Here is a 15,919-nt window from a genome sequence, read left to right on the forward strand (position 1 = left end):
GCGAAATGCAAAAACAGCAGGAAGTTTTATCTTCCTGCTGTTTTTATCCTGTTGGTTACTAAACTTATCGACTATATAAGGCTTCTTTTAATAACGCCGGTTATAATCCGTCATTTTCTGTTACGAAACTGATTCCTTTTTAGTCCTGGGCTTTTTTCCCGCTGTCTTCTTCAAGCTTTTTTTATTTTCATTTATTATTAATTCCGGCTGTTTTCCATTTAGCACCGTATCCTTGCTGATTATGCACTTCTCCACATTAACTGTAGATGGTATTTCATACATTACATCCAGCATGATTTCCTCAATTATTGCTCTCAACCCTCTGGCTCCGGTATTCCTTTCTATAGCTTTTTCAGCAATGCACTCCAGGGCCTCATCCTCAAACTCCAGTATCACATCATCCATCTCGAACAATTTCTTGTATTGCTTTACCAGAGCATTTTTGGGCTCAGTGAGTATCTGGACTAATGCCTGTTTGTCCAGTGAATGCAGAGTTGCTATTATGGGAAGCCTGCCCACAAATTCGGGAATCAGCCCGAATTTCAGCAAATCCTGCGGGAGTATATGCTTTAAGATCTCGCCAACATCCTTTTCCTTGGAACTCTCGATCTTGGCTCCAAAGCCTATGGACTTTTTGCCTATACGGTTTTGTATGATCTTCTCTATGCCGTCAAAAGCCCCACCGCATATAAACAGTATGTTGGTAGTGTCAATCTGTATGAACTCCTGATGCGGGTGCTTTCTCCCACCCTGGGGTGGTACCGAAGCAACAGTTCCTTCAAGGATCTTCAGCAAAGCTTGTTGCACACCTTCACCGCTCACATCTCGGGTTATGGATGGATTTTCGGATTTTCTGGCTATTTTGTCTATTTCATCGATGTATATAATTCCCTTTTCAGCTCTCTCAATATCATAATCAGCAGCCTGAATCAGCTTCAGGAGGATATTCTCCACGTCTTCTCCCACATATCCCGCTTCAGTAAGGGAAGTCGCGTCTGCTATCGCAAAGGGAACGTTTAAAATTCTTGCAAGAGTCTGAGCGAGCAAAGTTTTTCCTGAACCTGTCGGTCCAAGCATCACGATATTACTCTTTTGGAGTTCTACCTCTCCAGCCTTCACCTCTGAGTTTATCCTCTTATAATGATTATAAACCGCTACGGCCAGAGACTTTTTAGCAGCTTCCTGTCCTATTACGTACTGATCCAGTATTTCCTTTATCGCTTTGGGTTTCGGTATGTCGCTAAGTTCAGTATCGACCTTGGTCTCCTCAAATTCTTCCTCAATTATCTCCGAACAGAGCTCTATACATTCATCACATATATATACTCCAGGGCCAGCCACCAACCTCTTTACCTGCTCCTGGGGTTTGCCGCAAAAGGAGCATTTTAGCTGCTTCTTTTCATCATATCTGGCCATAAATACACCTCTTTATTTTCTTCTTATCATTACTTCATCCACTATTCCGTATGCTTTCGCCTCTTCAGCCGACATAAAGAAATCTCTGTCCGTGTCTCTCTCTATCTTCTCAAGAGGCTGACCGGTTCTTTCGCTTAATATTACATTCAAATTATGCTTTATTCTAAGTATCTGTTCTGCATGTATCTTTATGTCCGTAGCCTGACCTCTTGCGCCACCCAAAGGCTGATGTATCATTATCTCACTGTTGGGAAGGGCAAAACGCTTACCCTTGGCTCCGGCTGCCAGGAGAAAAGCTCCCATGCTTGCTGCCATACCTACACATATGGTCGAAACATCGGGCTTTACATACTGCATGGTATCATAAATGGCAAATCCAGCAGATACCGAACCGCCAGGGCTGTTTATGTAAAGCTGTATGTCCTTGTCAGGATCCTCGGCTTCCAGGAAAAGCATCTGCGCTACCACCAGGCTTGCTGTTACATCATTTATTTCGTCACTCAAAACAATTATCCTGTCTTTTAATAACCTTGAAAAAATATCATATGAGCGTTCACCACGGTTTGTTTGCTCTATAACATATGGAACAAGACTCATAAGACCGCCTCCTTATAATTAATGTTTATATTGATGCAAATGAGCAGGCATCAAGCATACCTTTGCTGTCCCCGCCCATGTACATCCCGACAGTATCACTTATACCACTGCGTAACAGTACATCACGGTGCATTTGTGATTCCCGTTCTGCATAATGATATTGATACCCATAATTACTTGAAAATAAACATATACAAATTTTCAAAAGAGCCCGGCTGTGCTTTACGCTCAACATCCGGTTGCCGGCCGGAAGTCCTCCATTATGGGAACAGCTCTGCAACATATAAAAAATTATGCTATCTTAGCGTTTTGCACAAGGAAATCCACTGTCTTCCTGAACGCCAAATTATCCTTTATATATTCTATATCATCTTCCCTCAAATGTTTCTTAAATTCTTCCACGTCCTGCCTATAATTTTCAGCCATTTTCTTTATTTCATCATTTACTTCGTCTTCAGAAGCCTCAATGTTTTCAACTTTGGATATCTTCTCCAGGACAAGACGGGTTTTAACCTCATTCTCAGCCCTCTGGGCAAACTGACCTCTGAAGGTTTCGGTATCCATGCCCATTATTTCCATGTATCTGTTAAGATCCAATCCCTGATATCTGAGTCTCATATCAAAATCATATATCAGGTCGTCGATATGCTTTTCAATCATAACTTGCGGTATATCTACCACAGCATTTTCAACTACTTTGGCTACAACATTGTCTTCCATCTCATGCTTAGCCCTGTGCTCAGCATTTTCAACGAGCTTTTTCCTTACATCTTCCTTGTAGGCTTCAAGAGTATCGAATTCGCTTACGTCCTTCGCAAACTCATCATCAATAGCAGGCAGTTCCTTTACTTTAATGCCGTTTATCTTTACTTTAAACAGCGCCGGCTTTCCTGCCACATCCTTGTTACCATAGTCCTCAGGGAAGGTTACATTAACGTCTACCTCTTCCCCTTTATTTTTGCCAATCAACTGGTCTTCAAAGCCTTGAATGAATGTTCCGGAACCGATAGTCAACTCATAGTTCTGAGCTTTTCCGCCTTCAAAAGGAACGCCGTCTATAAAACCTTCGAAATCGATAACAGCTATATCCTTCTCCTGCACAGGACGGTCATCAACATCTACAATCCTGGCATTTCTTTCAGCTGTCCTCTTTATTTCGTTGTCCACATCTTCATCGGTTACATTGACTTCGATCTTGCTGACTTCAATATCTTTGTACTGGCCCAGTTCAACCTCAGGCTTTACTGTCACCTTGGCAGTAAACACCAGGTTCTGGCCTTGCCCTATCTGCTTTATGTCTATCTCAGGCCTGTCTACAGGGTGTATATCATTGCTTTTTATAGCCTCTTCATAAGCTTCAGGGCAAACAATATTGAAAGCATCCTCATATAACACTTCCGGTCCGTAATACCTCTCGACTATTTTTCTGGGTGCTTTACCTTTTCTGAAGCCAGGCACATTGAATCTGCCGGCGTTTTTAGAAAAAGCTTTTTGCAATCCTTCCTCAAATTTCGCTGCGTCAACCTCTATCTCGAGCTGCACAACGTTCTTCTCAATATTTTCCACCTTAACGTTCATTTATTATGTATCCTCCTATATTATTCTTGATTAATATATAAACGGGCTAAAGGCTTTGTTATACAAGCCTTGGCACCAACTTAACCCGGTCTTGTCAAGCTCTCCGCCTAAAGTAGTTTTTCCACTGTCCGGCACTTATATATGCGTACCCAAAATTAACCCTTAAATTATACCATAACATTAACATAAATTCCAATATAAATACATAAAATTAATATTTTTTCTATGCCTTTCTATAAGTTTAGCTTAAGTGGCTTAAAACCCAAATGGTCGGCTGATATAAGCTTAAAATCTATTCCCTCTACCTCGCCTTCAACAGCGCTTCTGAAGTTCTCCCCGTGCAGATGTCCATACAGGCATATTCTCACATTGAACCTTTTCATAACCTCGATGAACTCCGAAGGCTGCCCTTTTGCATTAAAGGGAGGATAATGCAGAGCGGCTATTACTGCCCGGCCCTCTCCTGCTTTTACGCTTTTTAGCGATAGCTCGAGCCTCTGCAGCTCCCTGTTGAATATCTTCTGGTCTTCAGCGCTAAAATCGCTGTCACCGGGACATTTCCATCCCCGGGTGCCGCAAAGCACGGCTTCCCCTAGATCAAAGCTGTTGTTGTGCATAAATGAAATACTGGCAAAGTTGTTATCCCGCAAAAACTTCTCAAGCTTTGACAATGTGGTCCACCAATAATCATGATTTCCCTTGGAAATAATCTTTTTCCCCGGGAGCCGGTCAATAAAACTAAAATCCTCATAGGCCTGTTCGAGATAAGTAGCCCACGATACATCCCCCGGAATAATAACATAATCCTCCTGGGAAACCGTCTGCTCCCACTGATTGCTCAGCTTTTCCATATAGTTTTGCCACCTCTGGCCAAAAATATCCATTGGCTTATCGATACTTTTGGCAAGATGTAGATCCGAAATTGCGTATATGGCCATTGGCAAACTCCTTTTCAAGGCATGCAAGGCAGCGGCACCGCTTTTAATCATAGGAATATAAATCAGCCAAGCTGTCAAGGTTGGCTGCAATAAAGAACATTTCAGCATTCCTGAGCATTTATGCCGGTGCCGAATCCTTGCCAATGCTTCATATATCTCATGCCTTCCTGAAATACTCGTAAATTTTCTCCGCCACTGCTTTGCTGATGCCGTCAACAGCAGCGAGGTCATCAATTCCCGCTGTTTTTATTTTGCTTATCGATCCAAAGTGTTTAATGAGGGCTTTCCTTCTCTTTTCCCCCACTCCCTCGATCTCGTCCAAAACCGAGCCGGTATACCTTTTGTTTCTCAGCCTTCTGTTATATTCCACCGCAAAACGATGGGCTTCATCCTGTATTGCCGTTACAAATCTCAAGGCTGAAATATCCTTAGTCAAATCGATTTCCCGATCTTGTGCCACCAAGCCCCTGGTACGGTGCCTGTCATCCTTGACCATACCAAATACCGGTATCTGCATGCCCAGCTCCTGCATGACCTCCTTGACCGCATTTACATGTCCGAGGCCGCCGTCAACCAGAATAATATCCGGAAGCTTAGTAAATTTGCCGGCTTCAGCATTTATCCCTTCTCTCCTGAGCTCATCTCTTTCCTTCTCAGCATGCCTGAACCTTCTGGTTATCACTTCCTGCATGCTCCCATAGTCGTTTTGCCTGTCCAGGGACTTGATTTTAAACCTTCTGTATTCCCCAGGCGCCGGCAGTCCTTTTTCAAATACCACCATGGAAGCTACCATCTCTGTTGAACCCGTATTGGATATGTCATAGGCTTCAATCCTCGCAGGCTTTGCTTCAAGACCCAACAAGGTTTTAAGCTTGTCCAGCCCTTCACTGGCATAGGAGTCTTCCTTTCTTACCTTATCCCGGAAATGGTTCAGTTCGATGCGCGCATTGTTTGATACCATCTCCATAAGATGGTGCTTTTCCCCTCTCTGGGGGACTTTGATGCGCACCCTTCCACCTCTTTTTTCACTAAGCCAACTCTCGATAACCTCACCCTCATCAATACCCGTCTGAATCATTATCTCCGCTGGTATATGCGCAGCTTGAGCATAGAACTGCTTCAAAAATGAGGATATCAGCTCGCCGTCTTCCGTATCCCCGGAATCTTCGAAAATAAAGTGATCCCTGCCTATGAGCTTTCCGCTTCTTATAAAAAACACCTGCACGCATGAGTCGGTCTGATCCCTGGCAAACGCAACCACATCCTGGTCGTTCATGGATGTGGAAACGACTTTCTGCTTTTCGGCTATATGCTTAAGGCTGTTTATCTTATCCCTTATGCTGGCGGCTTTCTCAAAATCCAGGTTTTCCGCAGCCTGTGCCATTTCTTCCTCAAGCCTTTTTATTATATCATCCTGTTTACCATCCAGGAAATTGCATATATCCTTCATCAAATCCCTGTATCTTTCCTTGCTCACATTGCCCTGGCATGGTCCGAGACACTGATGGATATAGTAGTTGAGACACGGTCTTTCTTTACCTATGTCCCTTGGAAACACCTTGTTGCAGGTTTTTATTGGAAACAGCTTTTTAATAAGGTCAATAGTCTCCTTTACGGCCGTAGCATTGGAATAAGGCCCGAAATACCGGCCTCCGTCCCTCACCATTCTCCTGGTCATCAATACCCTGGGATACTCTTCATTCATTGTAACCTTTATATAGGGATAGCTCTTGTCATCCTTAAGCAATATGTTGAACTTGGGCTTATATTTCTTGATCAGGTTGCATTCCAATATAAGGGCCTCAAGCTCCGAATCCGTTACAATATATTCGAATTCCTTTATCCTTGACACCATTGCCCTGGTCTTGGGAGAATGGTTGGCTGAAGCCTGAAAATACTGCCTTACCCTGTTTTTTAATACTACAGCCTTACCTACATATATTATTTCCCTGTTTTCATCCCTCATTATATAAACGCCGGGTTTATCCGGCAATTTTTTAAGTTCTTCCTGTATATCGAATATTATGATCACTCCTATTATACATCCTGCTGATATACCCCTTGCAAAACCGATACCGCTCTCATATTTTGATTAAAGAATAGCTGCCATTGCAAGCAAGGCAGCTATTTCCAAAAACATATTGATTCAAGTTTGGTCAATGGCCTTCAGATATTCTTCCAGTTCATTGACAGCAAACTGCTCGTCTTCGCCTTCCGCAATAATTGTCACTTTATTGCCGTTTTCTATCCCCAAGGACAACAGCCCCAGAAGACTTTTCGCATTTACTCTTCTCTCGTTCTTTTCAATCCATATGCTGGACTTGTAATTTGAGGCCTTCTGTATAAATATGGCAGCTGGTTTTGATACCAATCCCTGCCGGCCTGTTAATGTAATTTCTCTGGTAATCATCTTTTCTATATACCTCCTAAACTTCCTGTGTATCGCGAATTATAGCATATATGAACATCCCACGACTAAAATCGCAGGTTTCCTGCTTCAAATAAATATGTGAGACTTACATTTATTATACCAGAAAAACCACATATAACGAACTCTAAAATAAAAAATCCATGACTAATGTTTGGAAAAAATCAAAAAGAGTCGGGCGGGTTAGGCTAGTGTTTTTCTATACCAGCCCACACCGCAGAAAACTTTTTGACAGGTTCTTCTCCGGAAGCGCACACCTAGAAGAAGCAGCCTCATTCCAAAAGCATAGTAAAAGCAAAAAGCCCGATGTACCACTTCGGATCAATTTCTATTTTCCACAATATTCACCGTCAATTTACCCTTTTTAAGGTAAGTCCGTATCATCACAGGGTGCTTTCTATTATTTACGAATCTAAAATCCATATAGCCATAAACCACCGTTGCATCCCTTCCCTTAGGCACATATTTCACTTTCTTGGAGTGGGTATGCCTTTCAGTGACTTTAAGGCCCTTGCATTCCCTAACGGCATTATATAATGTACTGGAAACCTGGCATATGCCTCCTCCTATTTCATATGCCTTTTTTGGACCATCCTTGGTCCTTTTTATTATGGGTGCCTTTTCATACCCTTTGCTTCTTGTTCTTTTTCCCAAAACCCCATTGAATGAAAATTCTTCTCCAGGCTGCACCTTTTCATAGTCCAGGCTTTCGCATGCTAACATTATGTTGTTTACCCTCGATTCCGACGCGTCCAGCAGCACCGTTGTATAGCTTCCTATAATTTTCACGTTCTTCTCTATTTGCTCTGAGGTGATGTCAGGCTTTACTTTATCCACCACAAGCTCCACCTTTTGCCCTGCTGGTGCATCCAAGAGCTTTTGGAGAGTCTTCTGTACATTTACTTTTTTGCCGTATACCTCTTCCTTTTCAACTGTCCACGTAACTTTGTCAAACACGGCGCTTGCCGGTTCCTTGTTGATCTTTGCTGCTTTATCCTCCAGACGTTTCTTCGCTTCCGATTCCGTTAAGCCTCCAAAATTCTCTTCTCCCAAATATACGTTTTCCTTTATGGTTTTCTCTATATTAACAGTATTTTCACCGGCAATGTTTTCAACTTTAATGCCCATATCATTACTGTTATTGCTGATATTGCTGAAATCTATATCTTGCTTCTCCAGGTTCTGATAAGATTTGTCCTCCTCCTGGTCATCAGGCTTTTCTACCCGGGATTTGCAGGATGCGAAGGCAAAGGAAAACAACAGCAATGGAATCACTAGCAGAGTTTTTTTGCCCATATCAGCTATACCTCCCTTCTGCTTCAATCATCTGGCATTCTTAAGTAGCTAAAGGCTGGGGGAAGATGCTTTTCTTCCCGACAGCCCTGTATTTTCAATACCCTCAATACTGCACCATATTGAAAAAGAAGCCTAGTACCATTCCTAATACTGCCAGAACTATATTGGTGACGACGATGGCATTTCCACGCCCTCTTGCTTCACGGTTTACCATTACTCCAAAAATCACTCCCGGTATTGCAAAAAGGGGCGATATTAAAAAGTTGAGAGCTGCGCATATCCAACCCAGTACTACCAATGCCCTTGTGTCGGCAAACACTGCCGCACCGCTTCTATCAGTACGCACATCTCCTCTGTTGTTCATGAAAAAACTATTGAGCCTGTTCTCACTTCTGTTAAGATTTACGCTGTTTCTTTCCGTCAAACCAGTATCGGCATTCTGTCCGGTAAAATTGTTCTGACGGACTTCACCTGTGCTCTGGGCTCCATTTACATTCTGTTCTCCGGAGGTATTTTGCACTTTGTTGGCGTCTTGGCCTCCATTTCCATTTTGCATTTGAGAATGTTCCTGTATTTCAACCGAACCTTGGATTTCATTGCTTATTGCATTATCGTTTTGTGCCTCTGCTGCCTGCTGAATTTTATTGTCTTCCTGGGCTTTGTCGGCCACCTGAGATTCATTGGCATTTTGTGCTTGTCCTGCCTGCTGCAAATCATGAGCTGCTGCCGTGCCAGAGTTTATATTTCCCTGGTTGCTTTCAGCATTTTTTTCAAATTTTTCGTCCATTTTATCACCTCCGCAAAAATATTGTTTGTGATAAAATAGCTTATATTCGATGTTTAATTTTCTAAGTGTAGCGCAAATTTTCTTAACTTTTAAATGTTTGATGGAGCAATCGGATAAATTAAAGGTGGAAATTTTATCAGGAAAAAATTACATAAAGACATGCCTCTTGCAAGGCAAAAGACCTGAATAAAACAAAAGACCCGGATTTCAGCCTTTTCAGGCATATCATCCGAAGTCTATTAGATTTTGCCAGTGCATAAACAATCCTTGAAATTACAGCAAATATAACCGATAAATTTTTTAAAACTGCTTTAAACCTGACAACATTTTTTAATCTCTTAAATGGTGCTTTTGCCAAACTTCGAGTCAACTAATATGCCGATTCCTAGTGAGTTTACAGCAATATTCAATAACCCGCCTGCTAATATGCTTTGTATCACGCGTTCCTGAGGAATCAGCATAAACAGTAAAATCTCTGCCAGCATAATTGCTATTGCTCCCGTGACGAACTCAATATATATGTTCAGGCGGGCATTGGACACCTTAAGTGCCATTTTCCCGATATACACGCAGGTCGCAACTTTTGCCAGCAGCATTAAAAGCAAAAAGACCAAGGGCACGATCAAAGTCCAGCAGAACAAAATTGTTATAATAAAGCTTGCAATAAGCCCCAGAAGGCCTATTACAAACTTCCTACCCGTTCCGTATTCTATCCCGGCTTCAATGACTATAAACCTCTGGGATGTAAAATAAATCACCACAAGTCCGAAAATCAAAAGCAGCACCAGTGAAAAAAACAGCACGACAAATCTAAGCATGGCCAGAAAGTTCATATCCGGGCTGTTTATATTGATATATCCAAATTTAATGAGGCTGTTCTCCCCTTCAATATAAGCTCCGTCAGCTTTATCCACAGAACCCAGTGTTACCACATCGCCCATAACCCTGGCTTTGTCTGTAAGCGTAACCTTGCCCATCAATGTGATTACATCGCCGGAAACCGCCGCATCCAGATTCAGATTGCCCATCACCACCACGACATCTCCGTCGACATCGGCCTCTACATCTACATTCCCCGCTATTACAATAACATCTCCCGATGTATTTTCATCAACCGTCGTATTACCCAATAAGTTTATCCTGTCCCTTCCGTCGATGAATTCCCATCCGTTGGCTGCCAGGACGGGAACATTCACAACCACCATAAAAAGAACAACCATTACGATGATAAACTTTTTCATTCCATTTTTCATTCCGCCGCTCTCCTCCAGCTCCTTTTTACAAGGGCCACAAACATCCATTCAACCACGAACAGCACTGCAATAAGACCAATTATAATTTCCTGGTTTGCCTTGATAAACCCCATGCCCAGCTGAATCATGGTTTTCTCCATCCTCGACGCAAGAATGCTTAATAAAGCAACTATTTTGTTTATCACATCTGAAGCTCCGGGATAGGGCAAAAGGTATTCAAAAGCATTGATTGCCATATCGAGGATGCGGCTTCCGGAAAACCTGAACAGCAGGATCGCAGGCAGGGAAATGATAATAAGTATCGGAATCCCGTAAATGAGAGCCTCTATATTTCTGTTTTTGTTCTGTTCCAGTGTCTTAATCCTTGTCATTACCTGACTTTCAAAATCCGATGGAGGCTCTGCAATTTCGCCTTCTTCAAGACTGTTCAGTATGCTTTCCAACTGCATAAATTCGCTCTTGCAGCTTGCGCAGGCGTTCATATGCTGTTTTAACCGGGCAAAATCCACATCATTTATATTCCCGTCAAAATGCATCATCATCAAATCCCTATATGCATCACAGTTCATAAAACCTCCTCCTCCCTAATGCTTGATAATTTTTCCCTCAGCATAAGCCTTGCGCGATAGAGCCTGTTTTTTACGATAGTCATGGGTTCATTGAGAACCTTAGTAATCTCCTCATAGGAAAGCCCATTCTGATGGAAAAGTATAATCGGAACACGATACTTTTCAGGAAGCTCTTCAATCGCTTTCCGTATTTGCCTGCTTCGCTCATTTTTTATATAATTGGCTTCAGGTGTATCAGTGCTGCTGGAAGTGTCCCCTATTTCCTCAATAGGTACCGAATTTATCTTTTTCTTCCGCAGCATATCCAGGCATAAGTTTGTAGCAATCCTGACCGACCAGGTGGAAAACTTATACTCAGGATTATACCGACCGAGGGACTTATAAATCCTTATAAATACTTCTTGAGCTATATCGTTTACTTCCTGCTTGTCAGGCATCATATTATAAACAACACTATATATCAATTTTTTATACCTGGCAATGATTTCCGAAAAGGCATCGCTATCACCTGAAAGACATTGCTGCACCAGCTCAAGATCGGACACTTCCAATTGCCTGTTCACCTCCATCCCAGTTCACTTACATTACATATTTATTTTACTTTAAAATCAGAAATATGTCTGAAAATTACGCGAATTAAACCGGGATATAAAGGTGACATATGGTTCCCTCCAGCAGAAATGAGGTCTTCTTGACTCTTTGTAAAAACTTGTTAGAATCAGATTAGGAGGTAAAAATGAAAATAATAAATGCCACAAAACAGCAGGTGATATGCACCGAAATCAGTATCGCTGATACTTTTATAAGACGCTTTTTGGGATTGATGGGCAAAAAGGAGATACCCCCCGGAAAAGGGTTAATTATCACTCCGTGCAATTCCATCCACACGTTTTTCATGCGGATGCCTCTGGATATCATCTTTATTGACAAAAACAATATTGCGCTTCATGTTATTGAGAATCTTCAGCCCTGGAGAATATCCCCCGTCATCCTCAATGCCCGCAGTGTCATAGAGGTGCCTTCCGGAACAGTCAAGAAAACAGGAACAACCCAGGGCGACAGGCTGGAAATAGTCTAAAGGTCATTTTTCCATAATATCAGGGCATCCTCTCCATTATCGGAGTAGTATCCCTTCCTTATTCCTTCCACCGTAAATCCATACTTGAAATACAGCCTTTGGGCGTTAATGTTTCCTTTCCGCACCTCAAGAGTCATGCTGGTAATGCCTTCTTTTTTGGCCATATCGATCAGCGTTTCCATAAGAAGGCTCCCTATGCCTGCATTTCTGAACTCCGGGTGCACTGCTATATTGGTGATGTGAGCTTCGTCAAGCACTTTCCACATTCCGGCATATCCCACAGCTCTTCCACCAACTTTTGCGGCAATATATACCGCAAACTTGTTGTTTTTTATCTCCTCGAGAAACGCATTCCTGGACCAAGGAACACTGAAGCTAAGGTTTTCTACTATCATGATGTCATCGATGAGTTCTTCGGTCATTTTAACTATCTCTACTTCCATCATACCTTCGACCCTTCCGCACTGCCTGTTCTCTTTTCATATTCCCTCTCGGCCTGGGATTTTCTTAAATAAAAGGGTACCATGTCAAAGCAGCTTTCGGTCAATCCCTCCGATGCTTTTATGAGAGCCGCCTGGGCTACGGAAGATGCTTTCTGCAGGAGCATACCGACAGGAGCCACCTCACAGTTTCCGTTTAATTCGCTGCTGAAAAAGTTCCTGTAAAGCAGGGCAGCATCTCCGTTAAACATCACTCTCCTGTTTTTTTGCTTGATAATTCCTACAAGCTCCTCCACAGGTATGCCCATATATTCCGTAAGCCTTTCAAGCCTGCCCTTTTCCCATGAATACAGAGCTGTATAGACCTGCCGGTTTCTCGCATCCATCACAGGGCATATCAATACCTCCGGCACCGGTATATTATATGCCAGAGCATCCAGCGTTGGCACACTGACAACGGGCTTATTTGCCGCATATGCCATTGCTTTTATAGTGGTGACACCAATCCGGAGACCGGTAAACGAACCCGGCCCGCTGGAAGCCGCATACAAATCTATATCGCCCGGCTTAAGCTCCAGGCTGTCCAATACTTCTTTTATCATGGGCATGAGCTTTTGGGAATGGGTCTTTTTCTGATTTATAATATATTCCCCCAAAAGCCGGGACTCCTCCATAACTGCCACAGCAGCCACTTCAGCTGATGTATCCACTGCCAGTACTTTCACAATGATCTTCCCTTCCGTCTAAACGGGCGGCAATCCCTTGCCGCCTATATTTCCAATTTGTACTTTTATATTTCCAGTTTGCTCTCGTATCCTTCAAAATCTTCTCCGATAAACTCCACTCGGATGAGCCTAGCATTGAGATCCTCCGGAGTCTTTCTTATCTCAACCCTCACATGCCTGGGAGGAATAATTTCCGATATCAGGTCGGACCATTCGATCACCACAATGCCATCACCGTTTAAATACTCCTCAAAACCTATCTCATACATTTCCTCAGGATCGGCAATCCTGTAGACATCAAAATGGTAAAGAGGTTTGAATCCATGATATTCATTAACTATAGTAAAGGTAGGACTGGTGATATATCCCTCCACCCCCAGGGCTTCAGCTATGCCTTTTGTAAATGCTGTTTTCCCCGCACCGAGATCACCATTCAGGCAAACAATATCACCAGGCTTTAAAATTCCTCCCAGCTTTCTGCCTAATTCAGCAGTTTCCCTCTCCGTCAAAGTTTTGAATTCCTTCATTTTCGCTCCTTCTATCCCATACTGCGCTATCTCTGGTATACGATTTTGCCATTGATTATCGTGGTAACCACATGTGTCCTAAGTTCAAAGGGATGTCCGTCAAATATGGCTATATCTGCATCCTTCCCAGGTTCAAGGCTTCCAACCCTATCAGCAATACCTGTTATCTTTGCTGCATTAATGGTTATGGCTTTCAAAGCTTCCTCCTCATCCATGCCCTCTCTGGACGCCAAAGCAGCGCACAGGCATAAATGCTGCACCGGCACACAAGGATGATCCGTCATTATGGCAACCGGAATTCCTGCTTTTGAAAGAATGCCTGGTGCTTTGAGGCTCTGGTTGCGCAGCTCTATTTTGGACCTGTCCGTAAGCAGAGGCCCGACGATGGCCGATACCCCTTCCTCCATCAGGATGTCGGTTATTAAATGTCCTTCAGTGCAGTGCTCTATCGATAATTTTACTCCGAACTCTTTGGCAATCCTTATAGCTGTCAGTATATCGTCCGCCCTGTGAGCATGCGCTTTTAAAGGAACTTCTCCATCCAGGACCTTTTTGAGAACTTCCATCTTTATATCAAACTCAGGCTTATCATAATTTTCCTTGTCGTTCTCATAATCTTCCAGCTGCTTCTTGTATTCCCGGGCTTTCATGAGATTTTCCCTGAGGATGGCTGCAATAGCCATTCTGGTTATCGGAGTCTGGCGCTTTTCATTATATACTGTTTTAGGGTTTTCTCCGAAAGCCACCTTGACAGCCACAGGGTCTTTCAGGATCATCTCTTCCACGCGCCTGCCATATGTTTTCAGAGCTGCAAACTGACCTCCGATTACATTGGCACTGCCTGGTCCGGTTACAACAGTGGTAACACCGCTTTCCCTGGCTTCCACAAATGCCCTGTCGGCATAATATACTCCGTCAATTGCCCGAAGCTGAGGCGTTACAGGATCGGTTGATTCATTGCCGTCATCGCCTTCAAATCCCACTGCATCTTCCCACATGCCCACATGGCAATGGGCGTCGATCAGCCCTGGCAGGACATATTTCCCCTCGGCATCTATCACCTCAGTATTTTCCTTATCTTTCAACAAATCCTCAATCTCTTTATAATCTCCGGTAACCTTGATTATTTTTCCCTCGTCGATTAAAACATATCCGTTATCGTAGCTGATTCCAGCCATGGTCAGCACTTTTCCGTTTTTTACAAGTAACATAATGACCCCCTGAATACTGTTAGTATAATTAAAACTTATAAAATAAAAGAGCACCTTTCAAGCGCTCTGAAAATACTCTGTTCTTTTGAGCGTTAAGCATAGGTTAAACGCTTCTGTCCAACTTAATATCAACGGAGGCGTATCAACGGTGGTGGTTTCTTGCCATCGCATCTCGCTATTTCCAAAAGGCAGATGATTTGCCCATCGCCTGCCGCCAAACAATCGGTACTGCCTTCTGTATGGCAGGAGACCCTTTTTAACTCGTAATAAATTATATCATAGGATTGGAAAAAATCAAAACAAAAAGTCCCGGTTGCCCACCAGTATGTGACAAGCTCTGATAACAGCATCATGAAGGAATTATTGCGAAAAATGAAATTTCCATAAGCTATGAGAATTTCATAAGCTATATTGTAATATTGCAAATGCAGTTTTTCGCATGAAAAAACGCCGGATTGCTTCCAACCCGACGCTTTGTTTCTCTGATAAGTAAACCTGCAATTTTGAACCGGCTTGCAGATAAATCGACAAAGATGTGTAGTTACAAATAAGTTTGCTCACGTAGTTACAAAGTTTGCTCGTGATGAAATGTAGTTGTTGCAATGCTTCTCGCCCATAAGTTACTTTGAGAGACAAAGTTTGCTCTCGGGTTTTATTACCTTAAAAAATATAAAAAAAGATATAAAAAATGAGAAAATTACAAGCGAGTTTGCTCGTGAGCAGTGAAGAATGACAAAGTTTGCTCGTGGAAGGTAATGAGTATTCATACGCAGGGTATAACCTACGGGAGGAAATATCGAAACCACCTACACATACGAATTATACAGGCTTACGAGGGATTACAACTGCGTCCGTTTAGCATATTTTTATTTATTTCTATATCTATTTTTGAACACAAAAAAACCGCCAAAGGTTTTTATACCTATGACGGTTTTGTAAACTCGCAAACAAACTTTGTAAGTTTGAACAAACTCGAGTGTAAATAAACAAAGAACATTTAATTGCATTATCAAAAGATATCATTATTCAGAAGAAGTACACTTAAAAATGATAATAACTTTTAATTGATGATTGCA

At 42.5% G+C, this 15,919-nt stretch carries 16 protein-coding genes; 1 reads left to right on the forward strand and 15 read right to left on the reverse strand.

Annotation, left to right across the window (positions count from 1 at the left end; translation table 11 throughout):
• Positions 1-120: 120 nt before the first annotated feature.
• The 11 genes from clpX to CDO33_RS17505 all read right to left on the reverse strand — a co-directional run bounded on the left by clpX (position 121) and on the right by CDO33_RS17505 (position 11,407).
• Positions 121-1,416 carry an ATP-dependent Clp protease ATP-binding subunit ClpX gene (gene clpX / locus CDO33_RS17445; RefSeq protein WP_103082653.1) on the reverse strand — a complete coding sequence of 432 codons (1,296 nt, stop codon included), beginning with the start codon at positions 1,414-1,416 and terminating at the stop codon, positions 121-123.
• Between the two features lie 12 nt (positions 1,417-1,428).
• Positions 1,429-2,013, reverse strand: coding sequence for an ATP-dependent Clp endopeptidase proteolytic subunit ClpP (gene clpP, locus CDO33_RS17450; RefSeq protein WP_103082652.1), 585 nt, complete (start codon positions 2,011-2,013; stop codon positions 1,429-1,431).
• 291 nt (positions 2,014-2,304) lie between these two features.
• Positions 2,305-3,591: a trigger factor gene (gene tig / locus CDO33_RS17460; protein ID WP_103082651.1), complete on the reverse strand. Its 1,287-nt coding sequence runs from the start codon at positions 3,589-3,591 to the stop codon at positions 2,305-2,307.
• Between the two features lie 233 nt (positions 3,592-3,824).
• On the reverse strand, positions 3,825-4,580 hold the full coding sequence (locus CDO33_RS17465; RefSeq protein ID WP_479690736.1) for a metallophosphoesterase: 756 nt from the start codon (positions 4,578-4,580) through the stop codon (positions 3,825-3,827).
• Positions 4,581-4,686: 106 nt separating this feature from the next.
• Positions 4,687-6,552 carry an excinuclease ABC subunit UvrC gene (gene uvrC / locus CDO33_RS17470; RefSeq protein WP_103082661.1) on the reverse strand — a complete coding sequence of 622 codons (1,866 nt, stop codon included), beginning with the start codon at positions 6,550-6,552 and terminating at the stop codon, positions 4,687-4,689.
• 123 nt (positions 6,553-6,675) lie between these two features.
• On the reverse strand, positions 6,676-6,939 hold the full coding sequence (locus CDO33_RS17475; RefSeq protein WP_103082649.1) for an HPr family phosphocarrier protein: 264 nt from the start codon (positions 6,937-6,939) through the stop codon (positions 6,676-6,678).
• Between the two features lie 339 nt (positions 6,940-7,278).
• Positions 7,279-8,253, reverse strand: coding sequence for a VanW family protein (locus tag CDO33_RS17480; protein WP_103082648.1), 975 nt, complete (start codon positions 8,251-8,253; stop codon positions 7,279-7,281).
• 103 nt (positions 8,254-8,356) lie between these two features.
• The gene (locus CDO33_RS17485) at positions 8,357-9,040 is read right to left on the reverse strand and encodes a DUF4190 domain-containing protein (protein WP_103082647.1); all 684 of its coding nucleotides are present in this window, start codon (positions 9,038-9,040) and stop codon (positions 8,357-8,359) included.
• A 338-nt stretch (positions 9,041-9,378) separates the two neighbouring features.
• Positions 9,379-10,293 (reverse strand): hypothetical protein, encoded by a 915-nt coding sequence (locus CDO33_RS17495; RefSeq protein ID WP_103082646.1) that lies wholly within the window; start codon positions 10,291-10,293, stop codon positions 9,379-9,381.
• On the reverse strand, positions 10,290-10,862 hold the full coding sequence (locus CDO33_RS17500; protein ID WP_103082645.1) for an anti-sigma factor family protein: 573 nt from the start codon (positions 10,860-10,862) through the stop codon (positions 10,290-10,292). The genes CDO33_RS17495 and CDO33_RS17500 overlap by 4 nt, the downstream gene beginning before the upstream one ends.
• Complete coding sequence (locus CDO33_RS17505; protein WP_242973947.1) at positions 10,859-11,407, reverse strand: RNA polymerase sigma factor; 549 nt, start codon at positions 11,405-11,407, stop codon at positions 10,859-10,861. The genes CDO33_RS17500 and CDO33_RS17505 overlap by 4 nt, the downstream gene beginning before the upstream one ends.
• A 191-nt stretch (positions 11,408-11,598) precedes the next feature.
• Here CDO33_RS17505 and CDO33_RS17510 point away from each other — a divergent pair, with 191 nt between their 5' ends.
• Complete coding sequence (locus CDO33_RS17510) at positions 11,599-11,940, forward strand: DUF192 domain-containing protein (protein ID WP_103082643.1); 342 nt, start codon at positions 11,599-11,601, stop codon at positions 11,938-11,940.
• Here the strand turns inward: CDO33_RS17510 and rimI are convergent.
• The 4 genes from rimI to CDO33_RS17530 all read right to left on the reverse strand — a co-directional run bounded on the left by rimI (position 11,937) and on the right by CDO33_RS17530 (position 14,843).
• Positions 11,937-12,386 carry a ribosomal protein S18-alanine N-acetyltransferase gene (gene rimI / locus CDO33_RS17515; RefSeq protein ID WP_202849532.1) on the reverse strand — a complete coding sequence of 150 codons (450 nt, stop codon included), beginning with the start codon at positions 12,384-12,386 and terminating at the stop codon, positions 11,937-11,939. The two genes, CDO33_RS17510 and rimI, sit on opposite strands and share 4 nt — an antisense overlap.
• Complete coding sequence (tsaB, locus tag CDO33_RS17520) at positions 12,383-13,105, reverse strand: tRNA (adenosine(37)-N6)-threonylcarbamoyltransferase complex dimerization subunit type 1 TsaB (RefSeq protein ID WP_103082642.1); 723 nt, start codon at positions 13,103-13,105, stop codon at positions 12,383-12,385. The genes rimI and tsaB overlap by 4 nt, the downstream gene beginning before the upstream one ends.
• Before the next feature lie 65 nt (positions 13,106-13,170).
• Positions 13,171-13,632 (reverse strand): tRNA (adenosine(37)-N6)-threonylcarbamoyltransferase complex ATPase subunit type 1 TsaE, encoded by a 462-nt coding sequence (tsaE, locus tag CDO33_RS17525; RefSeq protein WP_103082641.1) that lies wholly within the window; start codon positions 13,630-13,632, stop codon positions 13,171-13,173.
• A 26-nt stretch (positions 13,633-13,658) separates the two neighbouring features.
• Positions 13,659-14,843: an amidohydrolase gene (locus CDO33_RS17530; protein ID WP_103082640.1), complete on the reverse strand. Its 1,185-nt coding sequence runs from the start codon at positions 14,841-14,843 to the stop codon at positions 13,659-13,661.
• Positions 14,844-15,919: the final 1,076 nt, after the last annotated feature.

The sequence above is a fragment of the Clostridium thermosuccinogenes genome, assembly GCF_002896855.1.
Taxonomy (GTDB): domain Bacteria; phylum Bacillota; class Clostridia; order Acetivibrionales; family DSM-5807; genus Pseudoclostridium; species Pseudoclostridium thermosuccinogenes.

Excerpts from the sequence above, each read along its gene's own strand:
- CDO33_RS17485 (WP_103082647.1), bottom strand. The coding sequence starts at position 9,040 with ATGGACGAAAAATTTGAAAAAAATGCTGAAAGCAACCAGGGAAATATA.
- clpX (WP_103082653.1), bottom strand. The coding sequence starts at position 1,416 with ATGGCCAGATATGATGAAAAGAAGCAGCTAAAATGCTCCTTTTGCGGC.
- tsaE (WP_103082641.1), bottom strand. The coding sequence starts at position 13,632 with ATGAAGGAATTCAAAACTTTGACGGAGAGGGAAACTGCTGAATTAGGC.
- CDO33_RS17495 (WP_103082646.1), bottom strand. The coding sequence starts at position 10,293 with ATGAAAAATGGAATGAAAAAGTTTATCATCGTAATGGTTGTTCTTTTT.
- CDO33_RS17500 (WP_103082645.1), bottom strand. The coding sequence starts at position 10,862 with ATGAACTGTGATGCATATAGGGATTTGATGATGATGCATTTTGACGGG.
- rimI (WP_202849532.1), bottom strand. The coding sequence starts at position 12,386 with ATGATGGAAGTAGAGATAGTTAAAATGACCGAAGAACTCATCGATGAC.
- CDO33_RS17510 (WP_103082643.1), top strand. The coding sequence starts at position 11,599 with ATGAAAATAATAAATGCCACAAAACAGCAGGTGATATGCACCGAAATC.
- CDO33_RS17480 (WP_103082648.1), bottom strand. The coding sequence starts at position 8,253 with ATGGGCAAAAAAACTCTGCTAGTGATTCCATTGCTGTTGTTTTCCTTT.
- CDO33_RS17465 (WP_479690736.1), bottom strand. The coding sequence starts at position 4,580 with ATGATTAAAAGCGGTGCCGCTGCCTTGCATGCCTTGAAAAGGAGTTTG.
- clpP (WP_103082652.1), bottom strand. The coding sequence starts at position 2,013 with ATGAGTCTTGTTCCATATGTTATAGAGCAAACAAACCGTGGTGAACGC.
- CDO33_RS17475 (WP_103082649.1), bottom strand. The coding sequence starts at position 6,939 with ATGATTACCAGAGAAATTACATTAACAGGCCGGCAGGGATTGGTATCA.
- tig (WP_103082651.1), bottom strand. The coding sequence starts at position 3,591 with ATGAACGTTAAGGTGGAAAATATTGAGAAGAACGTTGTGCAGCTCGAG.
- CDO33_RS17530 (WP_103082640.1), bottom strand. The coding sequence starts at position 14,843 with ATGTTACTTGTAAAAAACGGAAAAGTGCTGACCATGGCTGGAATCAGC.